The following is a 15,264-nucleotide window of genomic DNA, read 5'->3' as shown; positions in this document are numbered from 1 at the left end:
AAATTCACCACCATCATCTGATCCGTGCGCGCTGCCGAGATCAGCTCCAAAAAGACCCGGCCACAGAGCCGGGTTTTTTATTTTCTGGATCCGCGCATAACCCCATTCCCGGGGCCCTTTATTCATGGAGTGACCCACATGGCAGAGCCGAGCCTTGGAGTGCTGGGCGGCGTTGCCGCTGGCGTTACTGTCGGGGCTGCATGGGCCGGCCTGGACCTGAACGCTGTTATGGGTGCTCTGGCTGGCTCGCTGCTATTCGTGCTGTTCGCCCCGGACCTGAGCATCTACAAGCGCATCGGCTACTTCCTTGTGAGCCTGGTTGCTGGTTACTACGGTTCCGCCGAACTGATCGGCGTTGGCGCTGCTCGAACCAGTGGCGGCGCCTCGTTCGTGTGTGCCGCGCTGGTGGTGACCATCTCGATCACCATCCTCGAGTGGATCCGCGGCGGGAAGATGCCGGAGTGGCTCCGGTCTCTTCTCGACCGTAGAGGAGGCGGCAGCAATGGCTGATCTATGGACCCTACTGGCGGCGCTGTCCTGCGCTGCGATCTTCATCCGCATCTTCACCTGGCGCCACGATGGCGAGCGCTATCGGTTCTGGATTGGCCTGTGCGCCTACGGCCTGGCCCTTTGCACTGGGGGCTTTGCGCTGACCGTGCTGCTGGAGCTCCTGGCCGCCAAGCCCGTCGAGCCTGTCTCGCCGTGGCTGGCCCTGGTGCTGGTCTGGCTTTCGGTGCTGGTCTGGCTGGCCCGGGGCAACGTGGCCCGCATCGTCCAGGTCAACTGGACCAGTCACTGGGATGGCATTGATCGCCGCAGGGTTCGGCGATGATCACCATCAAGCAGGACGGGCTGGAGTCTGCAATCAGCAGTCTGTCCGAGCTTGAGAAGGCACAGCTACCGTTCGCCCTGGCACTGGCCCTCACAAGGACAGCCCAAGTGGTGGCAGAGGATCTGCGCGGCGAGCTGGGTGTGGCTTTCGATAGGCCAACCCCAGCGACACTGAATAGCCTATACATCCTGCCGGCGACCAAGCAGAAGCTGGAGTCGAGGGTATGGATCAAGGACGGCCGGCAGATGGGGGCAGGAGGGCGCCCAGTAGGAAGGGAAGGGGCATGGGGCAAGGGCCGAGCCGCATCGAAGTGGCTGACTCCTGAGATCTACGGCGGCCCTCGCAGCCATAAGGCCATCGAATCCATGCTGAGACGCAAGGGGTTCCTCAAGCCGGGGCAGTACGTTATGCCAGGGCAGGGAGCTGAGCTTGACCAGTACGGCAACCTGTCGAGCGGCTTCCTTGCCAAGGTCCTGTCAGGTGCCCAGCTGTACACAGAGGAAGGGTACAAGGCCAATGCCACCAATAGCGCCAAGAGCAAGGCCAAAGGCAATGGCAAGCGCTTCTTTGTTATGCGCGATTCCAAGCGTGGCGCGTTCGCTGTGGCTGAGCGTACCGAGAAGGGAAGGGCGGGACTGAAGATCGTCCTCGCCGTCGCATCTCGAGCCCCAACCTATAAGCCGCAGTTCGACTTCTTCGGCCTGGCTCAGCGCAAGGCGGCCATGGCGCTGCCTGTGGAGTTCTCCAAGGCGATGATCCAAGCGCTGTCCACCCGCCGACGCTGACCGATCTGGCGACCTCCTAGCAGGGGGTGGGGTGTTGGGTCCTCCCGGGTGGGGGTGCCCCCGAGGGTAATTCGAGCCCCGCTTTCACACTATGTATGACCGAAAATCAGAGGTTGGTTGTTGTTTAGTCATGGCCAAAAACGAAACAACCAAGCCTCGGGGCTGCTTGAACAAATCCGAGATGGCTTCGAGCCTCGGGATTTCTCCGCAAGCCTTTGATAAATGGGGCGTCGAGCCAGTTGCCCGGATGGGTCGTGAGGCCTTCTATCTGGTGCAAGATGTGGTTGAAAACCGCGTTCAACACGCACTGCGGAAACAACAACCTGGCCATGTCGATGGCGAAGGTGTCGATCCGCTGATCGAGTACAAACTGAACGTCGAGCGGTTGCGACTTACCGCCGCCCAGGCCGACGCCAAAGAGAAGGAAAACTTGGTCACGGACAAGCAACTTGTCCCGGCCCCATTTGCCACGTTCGCCTTGGTCAAGCTGGCCGCCCAGGTCGGTTCGATCCTGGATACCGTCAGCAAGACGTTGCGGCGCAAGCACCCCGATATGGATTCCCGGCACCTCGAGTCGCTCGAGCGGGAGCTAGCCATGGCGCGCAACGCTGCCGCCGAACTTGGCGAGCACCTCCCGGAATATCTTGATGAGTACCTCGAGTCCCTGGCTGAGTAACTTCCGCAAGGCGATCAAGCTCGGGCTCGCTCCGCTCTACAAGGAGCCACCTCAGACTGCGGTGGAATGGGCCGATGCCGACAACGGCTTCTACATGTCGGCCGAATCGTCCTATCAGGAGGGCAAGTGGATCACCGACCCCGTGCAGCGGGCGATCCTGAACTGCATGGGCAACGACCTGATCCGGACGCTGAACCTGATCAAGTCCGCCCGCGTCGGCTATACCAAGCTGCTCGTGGCGAATATCGGCTACAAGATCCAGCACAAGCGCCGCAACGTGCTGGCGTACACCCCGACCGACCCTGACTCCGAAGAGTTCTCGAAGCGCCACATCAACGGCCTGATCCGTGACGCCCCCCTGCTTCTGGAGCTGGCTCCGTGGTTCGGCCGCAAGCATGCGGACAACACCATCAATGCCAAGCGGTTCGCAAACCGGAAGATGCTGTGGTGCCTGGGCGGAAAGGCTGCGCGGAACTACCGCGAGAAGTCGGCCGACGAGGTCATCTACGACGAGCTGTCGAAGTTCGACGCCAGCATTGAGGGCGAGGGCTCTCCGACTTCTCTCGGAGACCGGCGCCTGCAGGGCGCGACGAACCCGAAGTCCATCCGTGGCTCGACCCCGGGCATTGCCGGGCCGTGCCAGATCACCAAGGCCGTTGAAGAGTCGCCGCACCTGCTGCGCTACAACATCGCCTGCCCATGCTGCGGCGGTGAGCAGGTGCTGCTGTGGGGCGGCAAGGATTGCGCCTTCGGCATCAAGTGGGAAACCGACAAGCTCGGCCAGGCCAGCAAGGCCTGGTACGTGTGCGCCCACAAGGGCTGCGAGTTCTACCACCACCAGATGGTGGTGGCTTCCGAGAAAGGCCGCTGGATCTGCGAGAAGACCGGCATCTGGACCCGCGACGGCATGGACTGGTTTGACCAGGACGACGAGCCATGCGGCACCCCGCAGTCGGTGAGCTTCCACATCTGGACCGCCTACAGCACTCGCACCACCTGGCTCGAGATCGTCGAGGACTGGCTCAAGGTCAAGGGTGATCGCGAGAAGCTGATCACCTTCGTCAACACCGTGCTGGGCGAGGTGTGGGAGGAAGACCAGGGCGAGAAGGTTGATTGGGAGCTCCTCTATGGGCGCCGCGAGGTGTACCCCGAGGTTCCCATGGCGGCCACTGCGCTCATGGGCGGAATCGACACCCAGGACGACCGCCTTGAAGGACGGGTGTGGGCATTCGGGCCCGGCGAGGAATCTTGGCTGGTGCACCGCTTCATCCTGAACGGAGACCCGGGCAGCGAGGAGTTGCGCCGGAAGGTCGGCCTTCAGATCCACAAGCAGTTCACCCGAGCCGACGGCCTGGTGATGCGCGTGGAGCGCTGGTGCTGGGACGCCGGCGGCCACTACTCCGACGAGGTTGCCGCAGAGAGCCGCAAGCATGGCGCCATGTGGGTAATCCCGACCTTCGGCGCAAGCACCTACGGGAAGATGATCGCCAACTTCCCAAGGAAGAAGAAGGACCGCATCTACAAGACGGAGATCGGGACCGACAACGCCAAGGAGCTGATCTACAGCCGCCTGCGTATCGCCATCGACGTGGCGAAGTCGAGGAGCGGCGAGGCTCAACCTGGAGCTGTGCACTTCCCCGCAAACGACGACATCTGCGACGAAGACGAGTTGAAGCAGCTCACCGCCGAGAAGAAGAAGGCTGTGATTTCGAAGGGCAAGCGAGTTCTTCGCTGGGACGCCGGCGGTAAGCGCAACGAAGCGCTGGACTGCTTTGTCCTGGCTGTCGCCGCTCTGCGTATCAGCCAGCAGCGCTTCGGCTTGGACCTTGAGGCTCTGGCCGTTAAACCCGAACCCGGTGGCGCGACCGCAGTGGACACCTCCGAAGAACGGCCTCGTGCCAAATCCTCCTACTGGAAGAAGAACTGATGGCCTACACCCTGGAGCAGTACGAAGCCCTGAAGGCCGCCCTGGCCGGCGGCGAGCTTCAGGTGCGTTACGCCGATCGCGCCGTTACCTACCGCAGCGTGGACGAGATGATGCGCATCCTCCGCCAGATGGAGGGTGAGCTCGGCATGAACTCCCATAACAACGGCGGCAGGCGCTACGCCTCCTTCTCGAAAGGCTACTGACATGGGCTTCATGGACAACCTGTTTCCCGGCCGTGCCGCGAAACGCGCAGAAGCTCGCCTGCGGAAAAAGAAGATCGACCTGCAGATCGACATCTTCGAGCGCCGCTTCGAAGGGGCTGCCAAGGGCCGTCGCAACGATGGCTGGCGCAGTAGTAGCACCGACGCCAACGCTGAGATCGGACCGGCCCTGGCCCGCCTGCGCAACCGCGCGCGCGACCTTCGCCGGAACAACCCCTATGCCGAACGTGCCGTCACCGGCATCGCCGACAACGTAGTGGGCGCGGGCATCGTCCCGCGCCCCATGGCGAAGTCCGGTCGCGCCAACAAGAAGCTGATGGACCTGTGGAAGGCCTGGGGGGAGGAGACGCTCTGCGACGCCGACGGCCTGGAGAACTTCTATGGGCTTCAGCACAAGATCATGGAAGCGGTGCCCGAGGGCGGCGAGGTGCTGGTGCGCCGGCGCTGGCGCAAGTCCTCGGATGGCCTGCCGGTGCCGATGCAGCTGCAGGTGCTGGAGGCCGACTTCCTCGACGAGGAGAAGCACGGCCCCAACGGCGCCAACGAGATTATCCAGGGCATCGAGTTCAGCCCCATCGGCAAGCGCGTCGCCTACTGGCTTTTCGATCAGCACCCAGGCGCCAACAACGCCTGGCGCACATCGACCTCCCGCCGCATCCCGGCCGAGGACGTGATCCACATCTTTCTGCCGAAGCGCCCTGGCCAGGCCCGTGGCTACAGCTGGTTCGCGCCGGTGATGCAGCGCCTGCGCAACTTCGACGAGATGGAAGATGCGGTGATGGAGCAGGCGAAGATCGCCGCTTGCTTCGCCGCCTTCATCAACAAGGATGATGCTGCGAGCACCGGAAAGCCGCCGCCTCTGGTTGAGCGGGTAGAGCCAGGGATCATCCAGGAGTTGGGGCAGGGCGAAAGCGTCAGCTTCGGCACGCCGCCAACGTTCAACGGCTACGACTCCTACGCCTGGCAAGGCCTTCACGCCATCTCCGTCGGCCTGGGGGTTCCCTACGAGCTCACCACCGGCGACCTGAAGGGGGTGAACTTCTCCAGCGGCCGGATGGGCTGGCTGCACTTCGCGCGCCGGGTGGACGTGTGGCAGTGGCGGATGCTGATCCCTCAGCTCTGTGTCGGCGTTTGGTCCTGGTTCATGGAGGCTCAGGCCCTGCTGCCGGGTGGCGTGCTCGAGGACGTGAAAGCCGAGTGGACGCCACCGCGCCGCGAGATGGTCGATCCGAAGTCGGAGATCGAGGCCGTGAAGCAGCGCCTGCGCAATGGCCTGGTCACCTGGCCGGATGCCCTGCGCGAGCTCGGCATCACCGACCCGCAGGCACATGCCAAGAACATCCAGGACGCCAACGCCCTGCTCGACGACCTCGGGCTGATCCTCGACTGCGACCCCCGCAAGGTGCTCGCGGCCGGTTCGGCAGCGGCTGCCACCAACACCACCAAGGAGAAACCGGAAGATGCAGCCGGCGACGAACAAGACGCATGAGACCCCCATGCTCACGCTGCGCGCCGCGGTGCGCCCGGAGACGGTCGACATCGAGGCCCGCACGGCTGAGCTGGTGTGGACCACCGGCGCCCAGGGCCGGCGCTGGAACTGGGACGTGGGTTACTACCTCGAGGAGCTGGAAGTCAGCGACTCGGCCGTGAAGATGGAGCGCCTCAACAACGGTGCCCCTCTCCTCAACGCCCACAACCAGTGGGAGCTGCGCTCCGTGCTGGCCGTGGTCGAGAAGGCCTGGCTCGAGAACGGTGAAGGCCACGCCCTGGTGCGCTTCAGCAAGCGCGAGGACGCCGACGAGGTGTTCCGCGACGTGAAGGACGGAATCCTGCGCAACATCAGCGTGGGCTACACCGTGCACCGCTACGTCCTGGTCGAGGGCGGCGACGACACCATGCCGATCTACCGCGCGGTGGACTGGGAGCCCATGGAGCTCTCCATCGTGCCGATCGGCTTCGACGACGGCGCCAAGATCCGCAGCGCCAAGACCCCGGCCGAGTACGAAGGCCAGCGCTTCAACACCCTGTTCGAAACTCGGGAGGCTGAAGAGCCTGCCGCCCAACCGGCCGCCGTGGCCAACCCCCAAGAGGAAACCGAAATGACCGAAGAAGAGAAACGCGCGGCCGAAGAGCTGATCCGCCGTGAGGCCGCCGAGGCCGAGCGCAAGCGCGGCACCACCATCCGCGCCATGGCCAAGAAAGTCGGCCTGGACGACGACTTCGCCGAAGACCTGATCGAGCGCGGCGTATCGCCGGCCGACGCCAGCACTGCCATGATCGACAAGCTGGCCGAGCGTCAGCAGAAGAACCAGCCCGACACCCGCAACACTCTGCCCACCGGCACCCGCGACCAAGATCTGATCGACGCCAAACGCGCCGCGATGCTGAACGCCCTGCTGCACCGCTGCAACTCGGCCATCAAGCTGGAAGATACGGGACGCGAGTTCCGTGGCATGCGCCTGCTCGACATGGCGCGCGAATCCATTGAGGCGGTCGGCGGTTCCACTCGCGGCATGATGCCTCACGAGATCGCCCGCGCGGCCCTGGGCTGCGATCGCCAGGCTTTCCGAACTGCAGGCATGCACTCCACCAGTGACTTCCCGATCCTGCTCGGCAACGCCGTCAACCGCACTCTGCGCGACGCCTATGCCCAGGCCCCGCAGACCTGGCGCCCCCTGGGCCGCAAGACCACCGTTTCCGACTTCCGCGCTGTCACCCGTGCTGCGCTGGGCGATATCGCCGCGCTGGAAGAAGTGAAGGAGCACGGCGAGTACAAGTACGGCAAGCTGGAAGAAGAGGGTGCGCCGATCCGCGTCACCAAGTTCGGCAAGATCATCGCGATCACCTGGGAAGCCATCATCAACGATGACCTGAGCGCGTTCACTCGCATCCCCCAGGCATACGGCGCGGCTGCGGCTCAGACCGAGTCCAACCTGGTCTGGAACCTGATCCTTTCCAACCCGAACTTCACCGATGGCAAGGCCATCTTCGTGGCAGACCACGGCAACATCGCGGCCAGCGGCGGCGCGATCAACACCACCACCTTGGGGGCTGCCCGCGCCGCCATGCGCAAGCAGAAGTCCAAGGCTGGCGCGTTCCTCAACCCCGAGCCCCGCTACCTGGTGGTTGGCCCGGACAAGGAACTGGAGGCCTTCCAGTACACCAGCTCCCAGTACGTCCCTGCCAAGAACTCCGACATCAACGACGTCCGCAACGCCTCGCTGACCGTGATCGTCGACGCCCGTATCACCGGCAACCAGTGGTTCCTGTTCACTGAGCCGGGTCTGATCGACACCTTCGAGTACGCCTACCTGGAAGGCGAAGAAGGCGTGTTCACTGAGACCAGAGAGGGCTTCGAGGTGGACGGACTGGAAGTCAAGGCGCGGCTGGTCTTCGGCGCCGGCTGGATCGACTTCCGCGGCGCATACCTGAACCCCGGCAACTGATCCTTCACCACTCCCAGCAGGGCGCCTTCGGGCGCCCTTTCTGTTTCAGGAGACTCCATGGACAACCAGCACAAGAAGATCACCGGATACCGGGATCTGACCCAAGCCGAGATCGACGGCATGAATTCCATCAAGGCCCTTGAGGCCGACGCCGGTGCGCTGTTCAAGCAGATCCAGCAGGTGGAAGGCGTCGACCAGCGCGAGCTGGCTCTGGCTCGCACCAAGCTGCAGGACGGCTTCATGCGCTTCGTTCGCGCCATCGCCCGTCCGGCTGACCCCTTCGCCTGAATCGCCAACCCATTCCCCTCTCGAGGTGACCCATGAAATCGTTCATCCAGCACGGCGACTGCATCACCGTACCCGCGCCCACCGGCGGCACCCTGTCCGGCCAGCTCTACAAGGTCGGCGCCTTCGTCGGCGTGGCCGCCACCACCGAAGCCCAGGGCGACCCCGTTGTCCTGAAGCTCGACGGCGTGTTCGAGCTCACCAAGATCAGCGCCCAGGCCTGGGCAGTCGGTGATCAGGTGTTCATGAACACCACCAGCCGCGCCCTGACCAACGTCTCGGCTACCGGCCTGGTGCTGGTCGGCGCCGCCACCGAAGTGGCCGCCAACCCCTCCGCCGTTGGCCGTGTTCGCCTCAACGGCGTTTCCGCCCCGGCCGCCGTGGCCTAATCCATGGCCTGGGCCGACATGCGCGACCGCATGCACAACCGTGTGGTCGCGCACCTCAACGACGGTACGGCCGAGTACCGGGGCCTCAATGGAGCGCCCCCGGTGCGCTGCCTGCCGGTGATCGTCGACAACAACCTGATGCAGAACGGCCCCGAGGGCCTGATGCGCTCGGACATGATCGGCGTGAGCTGGCGCAAGCCGCTGCTGGAGACGGCAGAGCGGGGCGGGATCTTTCTGCACTGCGGTCGCCGGCTGATCGTCGAGGACGTCATCGCGGACGACGGGCACATGGTGACCGCCGCCTGCATGGAGGACGCATGAGCAACATCCTCACCGCCGTCCGCCGGGCGCTGATCACGAAGGTCCAGGGCATCACCACCGACAACGGCTTCAACACCAACCTCGGCCATCAGGTGAAAACCGGATGGCTGAACGAGGTGCTGCCACCGAAAGGGCCGCCGCTGAGCGGACTACCTGAGCTGTTCGCCCTGATCCAGAAGGCACCGAACCGGCCGCCCGAGCGCGGACCAGCGGCGATCAAGGCCTACCCGGGGTTCTTCGTGATCGGCCTGGTCAAGTGCGACCTGGCCACCTACGAGGACGCCCTCGACGCCATGGAACTGGATATCTGCCAGGCCCTGCTGCCGGCATCCGGCGTGTTCCCGCAGGGATTCCCTTCGGGCGTCACTGGGCTGTCGCTGGGTGCCTCGGAGCCCTTCCCGCCAGGCGATGGACAGCGCTATGCCGGCGTCCTGGTCCCCATCCACATCACCACCATCATCCAGGAGCGAATCCGCCGATGAGCACTGAAAAACCCGTGCAGCTGGTCGAGGTAGAGCTCGCCGGCGAACACACCCACAAGGGCGTCGACTACAGCGTCGGCGCCAAGATCAAGGTCACCCCCAAGCAGAAGGACTTCCTCGAGGAAGCCGGCAAGCTGAAGGGCTCCGCAACCAAGGCCACTCCGGCCGCCACTCAGGAAGCCTAAGTCATGGCAATCGAGAAAGAGACGGTCGTCATCGGCGGCTGGTTGAAGCTGCGCCCGGCGGGAAGCTCCATCCCGTTCCAGAAGGTGGGCCTGGTTTCCACCATCACGCACGCCACCGAAACCAACACCCTGACCCTGCCCGATACCACCACCCCGCAGGGCGGCGAGTACGACAGCCTGGATCGCGCCACCGGCGTGACCCTCACCATCAACTTCCGCGAGATCTACTCCTGGGTGCTGGCCGCCCTGGTGTGGGGCGACGTGAGCGCCGTTGCCGCCAGCACCGTGACCGGCGAAGAGCACGTTGCCACCGTCGACGGCACCATCGCCCTGGCGAAGCTGCCGCTCTCCATCACCGGCGTCAGCAACGCGGCCGGCACCACTGACTTCGACGAGTTCGACGACTGGGTCATGACCGGTTCCGGCCTGGAGCCTGTCGCGGGCGGCGCCCTGGAAGATGCCATCAAGGCTTCCCCCTCGGGCACTCCCTACGTGGTGAGCGTCGACTACTCCTCGGCCAATGAGGACGTGATCGAGGCCCTGACCAACAGCGGCCAGACCTTCGAGTTCCTGTTCGAAGGCGAGAACGCCGCCGGCACCCAGAAACGCGTGATCGCTCGCTTCTGGCGCGGTCGCCTCAACCTGGCCACCACCATGGACTGGATCAACACCGAGGATTTCGGCGGTTTCGAAGCCACGGCCAAGATCCTGCAGGACCCGACCAAGGTCGGCGCCGGCAAGTCCAAGTACTTCCACATCCGGAAGGAAAAGGCGGCGGCCTGATCGGCGTCACGGCCCACGGATGGGCCACCCTCTCTCATTCAGGAGATGCCCTGAAAGCTCAGGACATCCCAGCACAGGAGGCACGGTATGCCGGTCGAGATGCACATACCGCCAAGCAACGCCAGGCTGATTCAGGTAATCCACGTAGCGGCAAGCCGCGGGGATGGCTCCAAGAGAAACCCGGAGCGGATCATCGACCTGTACTTCAGGCCCGACGGCACGCTGCTGGCCTGCTATGACCCGCTCAACGGTCCACCCGATGTTTTCCACGCAGGTCCTGGTCCATCCATCTGGTTCCCCGCAGACGACCAGGTGACCGAGGAAGGGCAGGTAGGCTAGATTCCCTCCAGTGAGATGTGCTCAAGCCTGAGCGCATCTGGTGGTCCAGATCTGGACCATAGGGATGCTCCAGCTTTGGATGCATCTGCAGAACGGAGGGCCCCACATGGCCAAGGAAAGACCCGCGAACCACCTACACCCCGCTTACACCCTGGCCGTACTGTTGATCGGTATCCCGCTGTTTCTGTGGTGGAAGATGAACACGCCGGATGACCCTGGCAGTACCGTACAGTCGCCGCCTGAGAGTCATGAGGCAGTGCAGCCCGCACCAACACCAGCCCTCCCTGCACCTTCACCTGAGGTGTCGGCTCGCTGGAAGACCAAACTTGAAACGAAGGAGTGGCACGCCGAAGGCGCAGTGCTTCTTGTGACGCTATCGGTGCATAACGGGGCCGATACTGGGATCAAGGACTTGCGGATTTCGTGCGACCTGTATGGCGCAAGCGGCACCAAAATAGACGCCAGCAAGGCCACCATCTTCGACATTGTTAAGGCAGGCCAAACTCGCGAGTTCGCCGATTTCAACATGGGCTTCTTCCATCCCCAGACGGACAGCCTGGGATGCCGAATAACAGATCTCGACGTTATTAATTAGACCCGCTTCGGCGGGTTTTTTATTGGAGTTGCAAATGCCCGCCTCCGAGCAAGAAGACACGTTTTCCCAGTTTCTCGGCGCTCCGATTCCGGTACCGATTCGCGCCCCAGGTTTCATGATCCACCTGATAGAGGTCGAGCAGGTGGGCGAGGTGTCGCGTCTCATTGCTGGCATGCGTGACGAGTTCGATGTTGTAGCTACTGAGCTTGACGCCTCTCGAAAGGCTGGAGCTGACACGGTCACCATGTTCGAGCGCGCGCTGGAGCGCGTAGACATCCTCGACCTCATCGAGCGGCACAGGCCGGAGCTCTACGCGCTGCTAGCGCTGTTTACCCGTCGCCCTGAGGAAGATGTTAAACGCCTTGGCCTGGACGATTTCCTTGGCCTGCTCCTGGCGTTGGTTGAGGTCAACCTCGATTTTTTCTACCTGCGCCTGCGTCCCCAGCTTCGGGCGAACCTGGTTCGCCTGGCCGCAGCGATTTCTTTGAAGCAGCCCAGCGCCTGATCAGCTACGGCCACAGCCGAGCGGACATCCTCCGGATGACCATCCCGCAGTTGAGAGGCCACCTGCGCGCTATCCGCACCCAGGAGCGCCAGAACGATCGCCTGCAGCTGATGATTGCCCGCGCCGCTGGAGCGGTGCCGGAAGACTTCAAGGAATTCCTGAAGTCCCTCTAGCCATCCCCATCTAGGTCTTCACATGAACAATGACGTCTCCATCGGCATCGTCATCGGCGGAGCCGTGACTGCGGCCCTCAGAAACAGCATCAAGGACGTCAACAAGAGCGTCGAACAACTCGGCAAGGAACTCGAGGAAACCGGGAAGAAGCGCCAGCTGGTAGATGGCCTGGAGCGCATGCAGGCGGCCGCCAAGGCCACCGCAAGCGAGTTCTTCGCCAACAAGAAGCGAGTCGAGGACCTGAAGAAGGCGATCGCCGCCGCGGGTCAGCCGGTCAAGTCTTTCGAGCAGGATCTCGCCCGCTCGCAGCGTGCCCTCGATAAGAGCAAGCGCTCCCTCGATGCCCAGACCAAGCAGCTCGCCGAGTACCGCAAGCAGGTGCAGGGCGCCGGCGTTGACGTCAAGAACCTCACTGGCGAGCAGCAGCGACTGGCCGCACAGCAGGCCAGGCTGCAGCGCGTCCAGCAGGCGAACCAGCGTTCTGAGAATGCGAACTCCCGGCGAGATGCGGTGCGAGGAGAGCGGCTGGGTTTTGCTGGTGAAGCAGTTGCCATCGGATACGGGATCAAACAGATCCTCCAGCCCGCAGTTGAGCTTGAATCTGCCCTCAAGGCGGTTGAGGCGCGAGTCGATTTCAAGACTCCGACTGGCCTTGTAGAGCTTCGCAAGCAGATCGAGGCGCTTTCGGAAAGCACTGGCATTGCGCAGGCTGACCTTTTCGACACGGCTGCGCTTGGTGGGCAGTTTGGGATCGCTGGCGAAAAGGTGGGCGACTTCGTTGAGCAGGCCGCGCAGGTTGGCGTGGCCTTCAAGATGTCGACCAACGAGGCTGGCGAGGCTATCGCCACCCTTGCCACCGTTCTACAGCTGCCAATCGAACAAACCGAAAAACTGCTGGATGCCGTAAACCAACTGTCGAATATCGGCAAAGCATCCGAGGCGCAGATTCTTGAAGTGCTCGGCCGCGTCGGCGGTATCGGTAAGCAGTTTGGCCTGGTGGATACCCAGATCGCCGCTCTGGCATCTACGTTCTTGGCTCTCGGTAAGAGCCCCGAGGTTGCGTCTACCGGCATCAACGCGATGCTCAACAAGCTGCAGTCTGCGGGGGTGCAGACAGAGCAGTTCCAGAACGAGTTGAAGAACTTGGTCGGCGATGTCGATGCCTTCACTCGCAGCATGGACAAGGACGCTCAAGGCGCCCTGGACAATTTCCTGACCCAACTCAGCAAACTTGATGCTCGCGGGCGTGCTGAGGCGATCACTGTCCTTTTCGGTCAGGAGTACGCCGACGACATCAGTCAGCTGGCTGGCGCCATGGGGGAATACCGGAAACAGCTTGCAGCTGTCGCCGATGAAACCGCCTACGCCGGCAGCGTCCAGCGCGAGTTTGCGCGCTTCAACCAGGGCGCCGCGGTAGAGGTGAGGAAAGCCACGACCGCCATCAACAACGCCTTCGCGGAGCTGGGCGAGGCTGCCCTGCCAGTAATCACCAAGGTCGCCAAGCAGATCTCGGAACTGGCGAAGTGGCTGAAGAGCACCGGCGAAACCGGCCAGACCGCCCTGATGGGGATCATCTATCTACTGGGCGGCGGCCTGCTGTTCAAGGGTATCCGCCTGCTGGCGCGCCTGCTGATCACGGAAGTCGGCGCCGCCTTCGCCACGATCGACAAGCTGGCCACCAGGGTCTTCGGCCAGAACATGGTGGCGCTCGCGACGCGCGGCTTCGGTGCCATCGCCACGGCGGCACAGAAGGCTTCCAGCGTAGCGGTCACTGCGCTTGGCACGATTCCTCCGGCCGCAGCCACCGCCCTGCGCGCGCTGTCGGTGATCGGCTCGTTCTGGGCGGGCTGGGAGTTCGGCACCTACCTCCGCAAGCAGTTCCTGTTCGTGGAGCAGGCCGGCATTGCCCTGGCGTCTGGGCTGCACACCACCTTCGTGCAGATCAAGGGCTTCGCAGAGTCTCAGTTCGAGGCCCTGAAGTTCCTGATGACCAACCCGCTGGACTACGTGCGGACCAAGTTCGCCGGCTTTGCCCGTGACCTAGGGGTGGTGATCGGCACGATTCCGCAGTACGGCCAGGCAGCCGCCAAGGCACTGCAACTCGCCGCCGACACCATCACCCCGAAGAACTCCGACACCAAGGAGTACGAGAAGCGGCAGAAGGAGATACAGGACCGCACGGATGCGGAGGTCAAGACGATCAAGGAGGGCTACTTCGAGCAGTTCGAACTGGCGAAGCTGAACTTCGAGAACACCAAGGCCGCGAACGACGAGACCGGCGATTCCCACGAGAAGCTCGCCGCCACCGTCAAGCAGACCCAGGCGGAGATGACCAAGGACGCCGAGGCTGGTACCCAGCAGCGCATCGACAACGCCGCGAAGGAAACCGCCGCGCAGAAGAAGGCGAAGAAGGAGCAGGAGGCCCTGCTGAAGGGCATCCAGGACCGGACCAAGGGTATCGCCGGCGAGAAGAACCAGGAGAAGGAGCCGACCTTCAACCAGGCCAGCGACCTGACGGTGAAGGCGCGGCAGTCGCTGCAGAGCAAGGACTACGTCCAGGCGCTGAAGTACGCCGACCAGGCCACCCAGGTGCTGGAGGACCTGCAGAAGGCCGGGGACAAGAACACCCTGGCGCTAGCCGGCCAGGCCAAGGCCGCCCAGAAGATCGCTGAGGAGGCCTACGCCGCCATTGGCACCTCCGGGAAGGATGGCATCGACAAGGTCAAGGAAGTGGCGGTGACGCCGGTCCTCGATCCCGAGGCCACCACCCAGGCGCAGGCCCAGGTGTCGGCACTGGCGGAGACGCTGAAGGCGAACCTGGTGATCCCCATCACCACCGTCATCGGCACTTCCGGGACGGGCGGCCAGTCGGTCTACAAGGAAGGCAGCAGCTTCTCGCAGTTCCCGCAGCAGGGCTTTGCCGCTGGCGGCTTCACCGGCTTCGGCGGCCGCTACCAGCCGGCCGGGATTGTCCATCGCGGCGAGTACGTCCTGCCTCAGCCCGTTGTCAGCGAGCCCGGCGCCGTCGGTGTCCTGGGTGCCATGCGCCGCCACGGCGTCGCTGCCGTGCTCGACCAGGTGCGCAAGGGCTGGGGTGGCTACGACATCGGTGGCTTGGTCGGCGAGACGTCGCGGAGCACTCCTTCGCTCAACCAGCCGGCGCTGACCAGTGCTGAAAGGGCGATCCCGGAGCTTGGCAGCATCACGATCGTGGAGAGCGACGGGCAGAAGATCCCGGCCTTCATGCGCCCCGACGATTTCGAGAAACGCCTCCGTGATGAGCGCCGCAAGCGCGGAAGATCCTCTACCCGATAAGGAC

Annotated in this window: 19 protein-coding genes; all 19 read left to right on the top strand. The window is 63.6% G+C overall.

The features are described from left to right. Positions 1 to 138 precede the first annotated feature (138 nt). Positions 139 to 510: a putative holin gene (locus HSX14_RS28890; RefSeq protein WP_021217629.1), complete on the top strand. Its 372-nt coding sequence runs from the start codon at positions 139 to 141 to the stop codon at positions 508 to 510. Next, positions 503 to 832 (top strand): phage holin family protein, encoded by a 330-nt coding sequence (locus HSX14_RS28885; RefSeq protein WP_173178644.1) that lies wholly within the window; start codon positions 503 to 505, stop codon positions 830 to 832. Before HSX14_RS28890 ends, HSX14_RS28885 begins: the two co-directional genes overlap by 8 nt. Next, positions 829 to 1,617 carry a hypothetical protein gene (locus HSX14_RS28880; RefSeq protein ID WP_173178645.1) on the top strand — a complete coding sequence of 263 codons (789 nt, stop codon included), beginning with the start codon at positions 829 to 831 and terminating at the stop codon, positions 1,615 to 1,617. Before HSX14_RS28885 ends, HSX14_RS28880 begins: the two co-directional genes overlap by 4 nt. A 130-nt stretch (positions 1,618 to 1,747) precedes the next feature. Then, positions 1,748 to 2,293, top strand: a complete 546-nt coding sequence (locus HSX14_RS28875) for a terminase small subunit (RefSeq protein WP_173180402.1) — start codon at positions 1,748 to 1,750, stop codon at positions 2,291 to 2,293. Beyond that, positions 2,265 to 4,220, top strand: a complete 1,956-nt coding sequence (locus HSX14_RS28870; RefSeq protein WP_173180403.1) for a phage terminase large subunit family protein — start codon at positions 2,265 to 2,267, stop codon at positions 4,218 to 4,220. The genes HSX14_RS28875 and HSX14_RS28870 overlap by 29 nt, the downstream gene beginning before the upstream one ends. Further along, positions 4,220 to 4,423: a phage head-tail joining protein gene (locus HSX14_RS28865; protein ID WP_173180404.1), complete on the top strand. Its 204-nt coding sequence runs from the start codon at positions 4,220 to 4,222 to the stop codon at positions 4,421 to 4,423. The genes HSX14_RS28870 and HSX14_RS28865 overlap by 1 nt, the downstream gene beginning before the upstream one ends. Positions 4,424 to 4,433: 10 nt before the next feature. Continuing rightward, a complete protein-coding gene (locus tag HSX14_RS28860) occupies positions 4,434 to 5,930 on the top strand; it encodes a phage portal protein (protein WP_228723488.1) in 1,497 nt (498 codons plus the stop codon). 7 nt (positions 5,931 to 5,937) lie between these two features. Next, positions 5,938 to 7,887 carry a prohead protease/major capsid protein fusion protein gene (locus HSX14_RS28855; protein WP_173180406.1) on the top strand — a complete coding sequence of 650 codons (1,950 nt, stop codon included), beginning with the start codon at positions 5,938 to 5,940 and terminating at the stop codon, positions 7,885 to 7,887. A 57-nt stretch (positions 7,888 to 7,944) separates the two neighbouring features. Continuing rightward, a complete protein-coding gene (locus HSX14_RS28850) occupies positions 7,945 to 8,175 on the top strand; it encodes an Acb2/Tad1 domain-containing protein (RefSeq protein ID WP_173180407.1) in 231 nt (76 codons plus the stop codon). 32 nt (positions 8,176 to 8,207) lie between these two features. Next, positions 8,208 to 8,561 carry a DUF2190 family protein gene (locus HSX14_RS28845; RefSeq protein WP_173180408.1) on the top strand — a complete coding sequence of 118 codons (354 nt, stop codon included), beginning with the start codon at positions 8,208 to 8,210 and terminating at the stop codon, positions 8,559 to 8,561. 3 nt (positions 8,562 to 8,564) lie between these two features. Next, complete coding sequence (locus HSX14_RS28840; RefSeq protein ID WP_173180409.1) at positions 8,565 to 8,882, top strand: hypothetical protein; 318 nt, start codon at positions 8,565 to 8,567, stop codon at positions 8,880 to 8,882. Next, the gene (locus tag HSX14_RS28835) at positions 8,879 to 9,364 is read left to right on the top strand and encodes a hypothetical protein (protein WP_173180410.1); all 486 of its coding nucleotides are present in this window, start codon (positions 8,879 to 8,881) and stop codon (positions 9,362 to 9,364) included. Before HSX14_RS28840 ends, HSX14_RS28835 begins: the two co-directional genes overlap by 4 nt. After that, on the top strand, positions 9,361 to 9,549 hold the full coding sequence (locus HSX14_RS28830; RefSeq protein WP_021216891.1) for a DUF7210 family protein: 189 nt from the start codon (positions 9,361 to 9,363) through the stop codon (positions 9,547 to 9,549). Before HSX14_RS28835 ends, HSX14_RS28830 begins: the two co-directional genes overlap by 4 nt. 3 nt (positions 9,550 to 9,552) lie before the next feature. Next, positions 9,553 to 10,332 carry a phage tail tube protein gene (locus tag HSX14_RS28825; protein ID WP_111261777.1) on the top strand — a complete coding sequence of 260 codons (780 nt, stop codon included), beginning with the start codon at positions 9,553 to 9,555 and terminating at the stop codon, positions 10,330 to 10,332. An 87-nt stretch (positions 10,333 to 10,419) separates the two neighbouring features. After that, positions 10,420 to 10,671 (top strand): hypothetical protein, encoded by a 252-nt coding sequence (locus tag HSX14_RS28820; RefSeq protein WP_021217429.1) that lies wholly within the window; start codon positions 10,420 to 10,422, stop codon positions 10,669 to 10,671. A 106-nt stretch (positions 10,672 to 10,777) separates the two neighbouring features. Continuing rightward, on the top strand, positions 10,778 to 11,266 hold the full coding sequence (locus HSX14_RS28815; protein ID WP_173180417.1) for a hypothetical protein: 489 nt from the start codon (positions 10,778 to 10,780) through the stop codon (positions 11,264 to 11,266). A gap of 34 nt (positions 11,267 to 11,300) precedes the next feature. After that, the gene (locus tag HSX14_RS28810; protein WP_173180418.1) at positions 11,301 to 11,771 is read left to right on the top strand and encodes a hypothetical protein; all 471 of its coding nucleotides are present in this window, start codon (positions 11,301 to 11,303) and stop codon (positions 11,769 to 11,771) included. 35 nt (positions 11,772 to 11,806) lie between these two features. After that, positions 11,807 to 11,944: a hypothetical protein gene (locus HSX14_RS28805; RefSeq protein ID WP_173180419.1), complete on the top strand. Its 138-nt coding sequence runs from the start codon at positions 11,807 to 11,809 to the stop codon at positions 11,942 to 11,944. Between the two features lie 22 nt (positions 11,945 to 11,966). Then, complete coding sequence (locus HSX14_RS28800) at positions 11,967 to 15,260, top strand: phage tail tape measure protein (protein WP_173180420.1); 3,294 nt, start codon at positions 11,967 to 11,969, stop codon at positions 15,258 to 15,260. Positions 15,261 to 15,264 lie beyond the last annotated feature (4 nt).

Source organism: Pseudomonas tohonis (genome assembly GCF_012767755.2).
Classification (GTDB): domain Bacteria; phylum Pseudomonadota; class Gammaproteobacteria; order Pseudomonadales; family Pseudomonadaceae; genus Metapseudomonas; species Metapseudomonas tohonis.
Note: the sequence above shows the minus strand (reverse complement) of the source record. Positions and strands in the feature narration are given on the sequence as shown.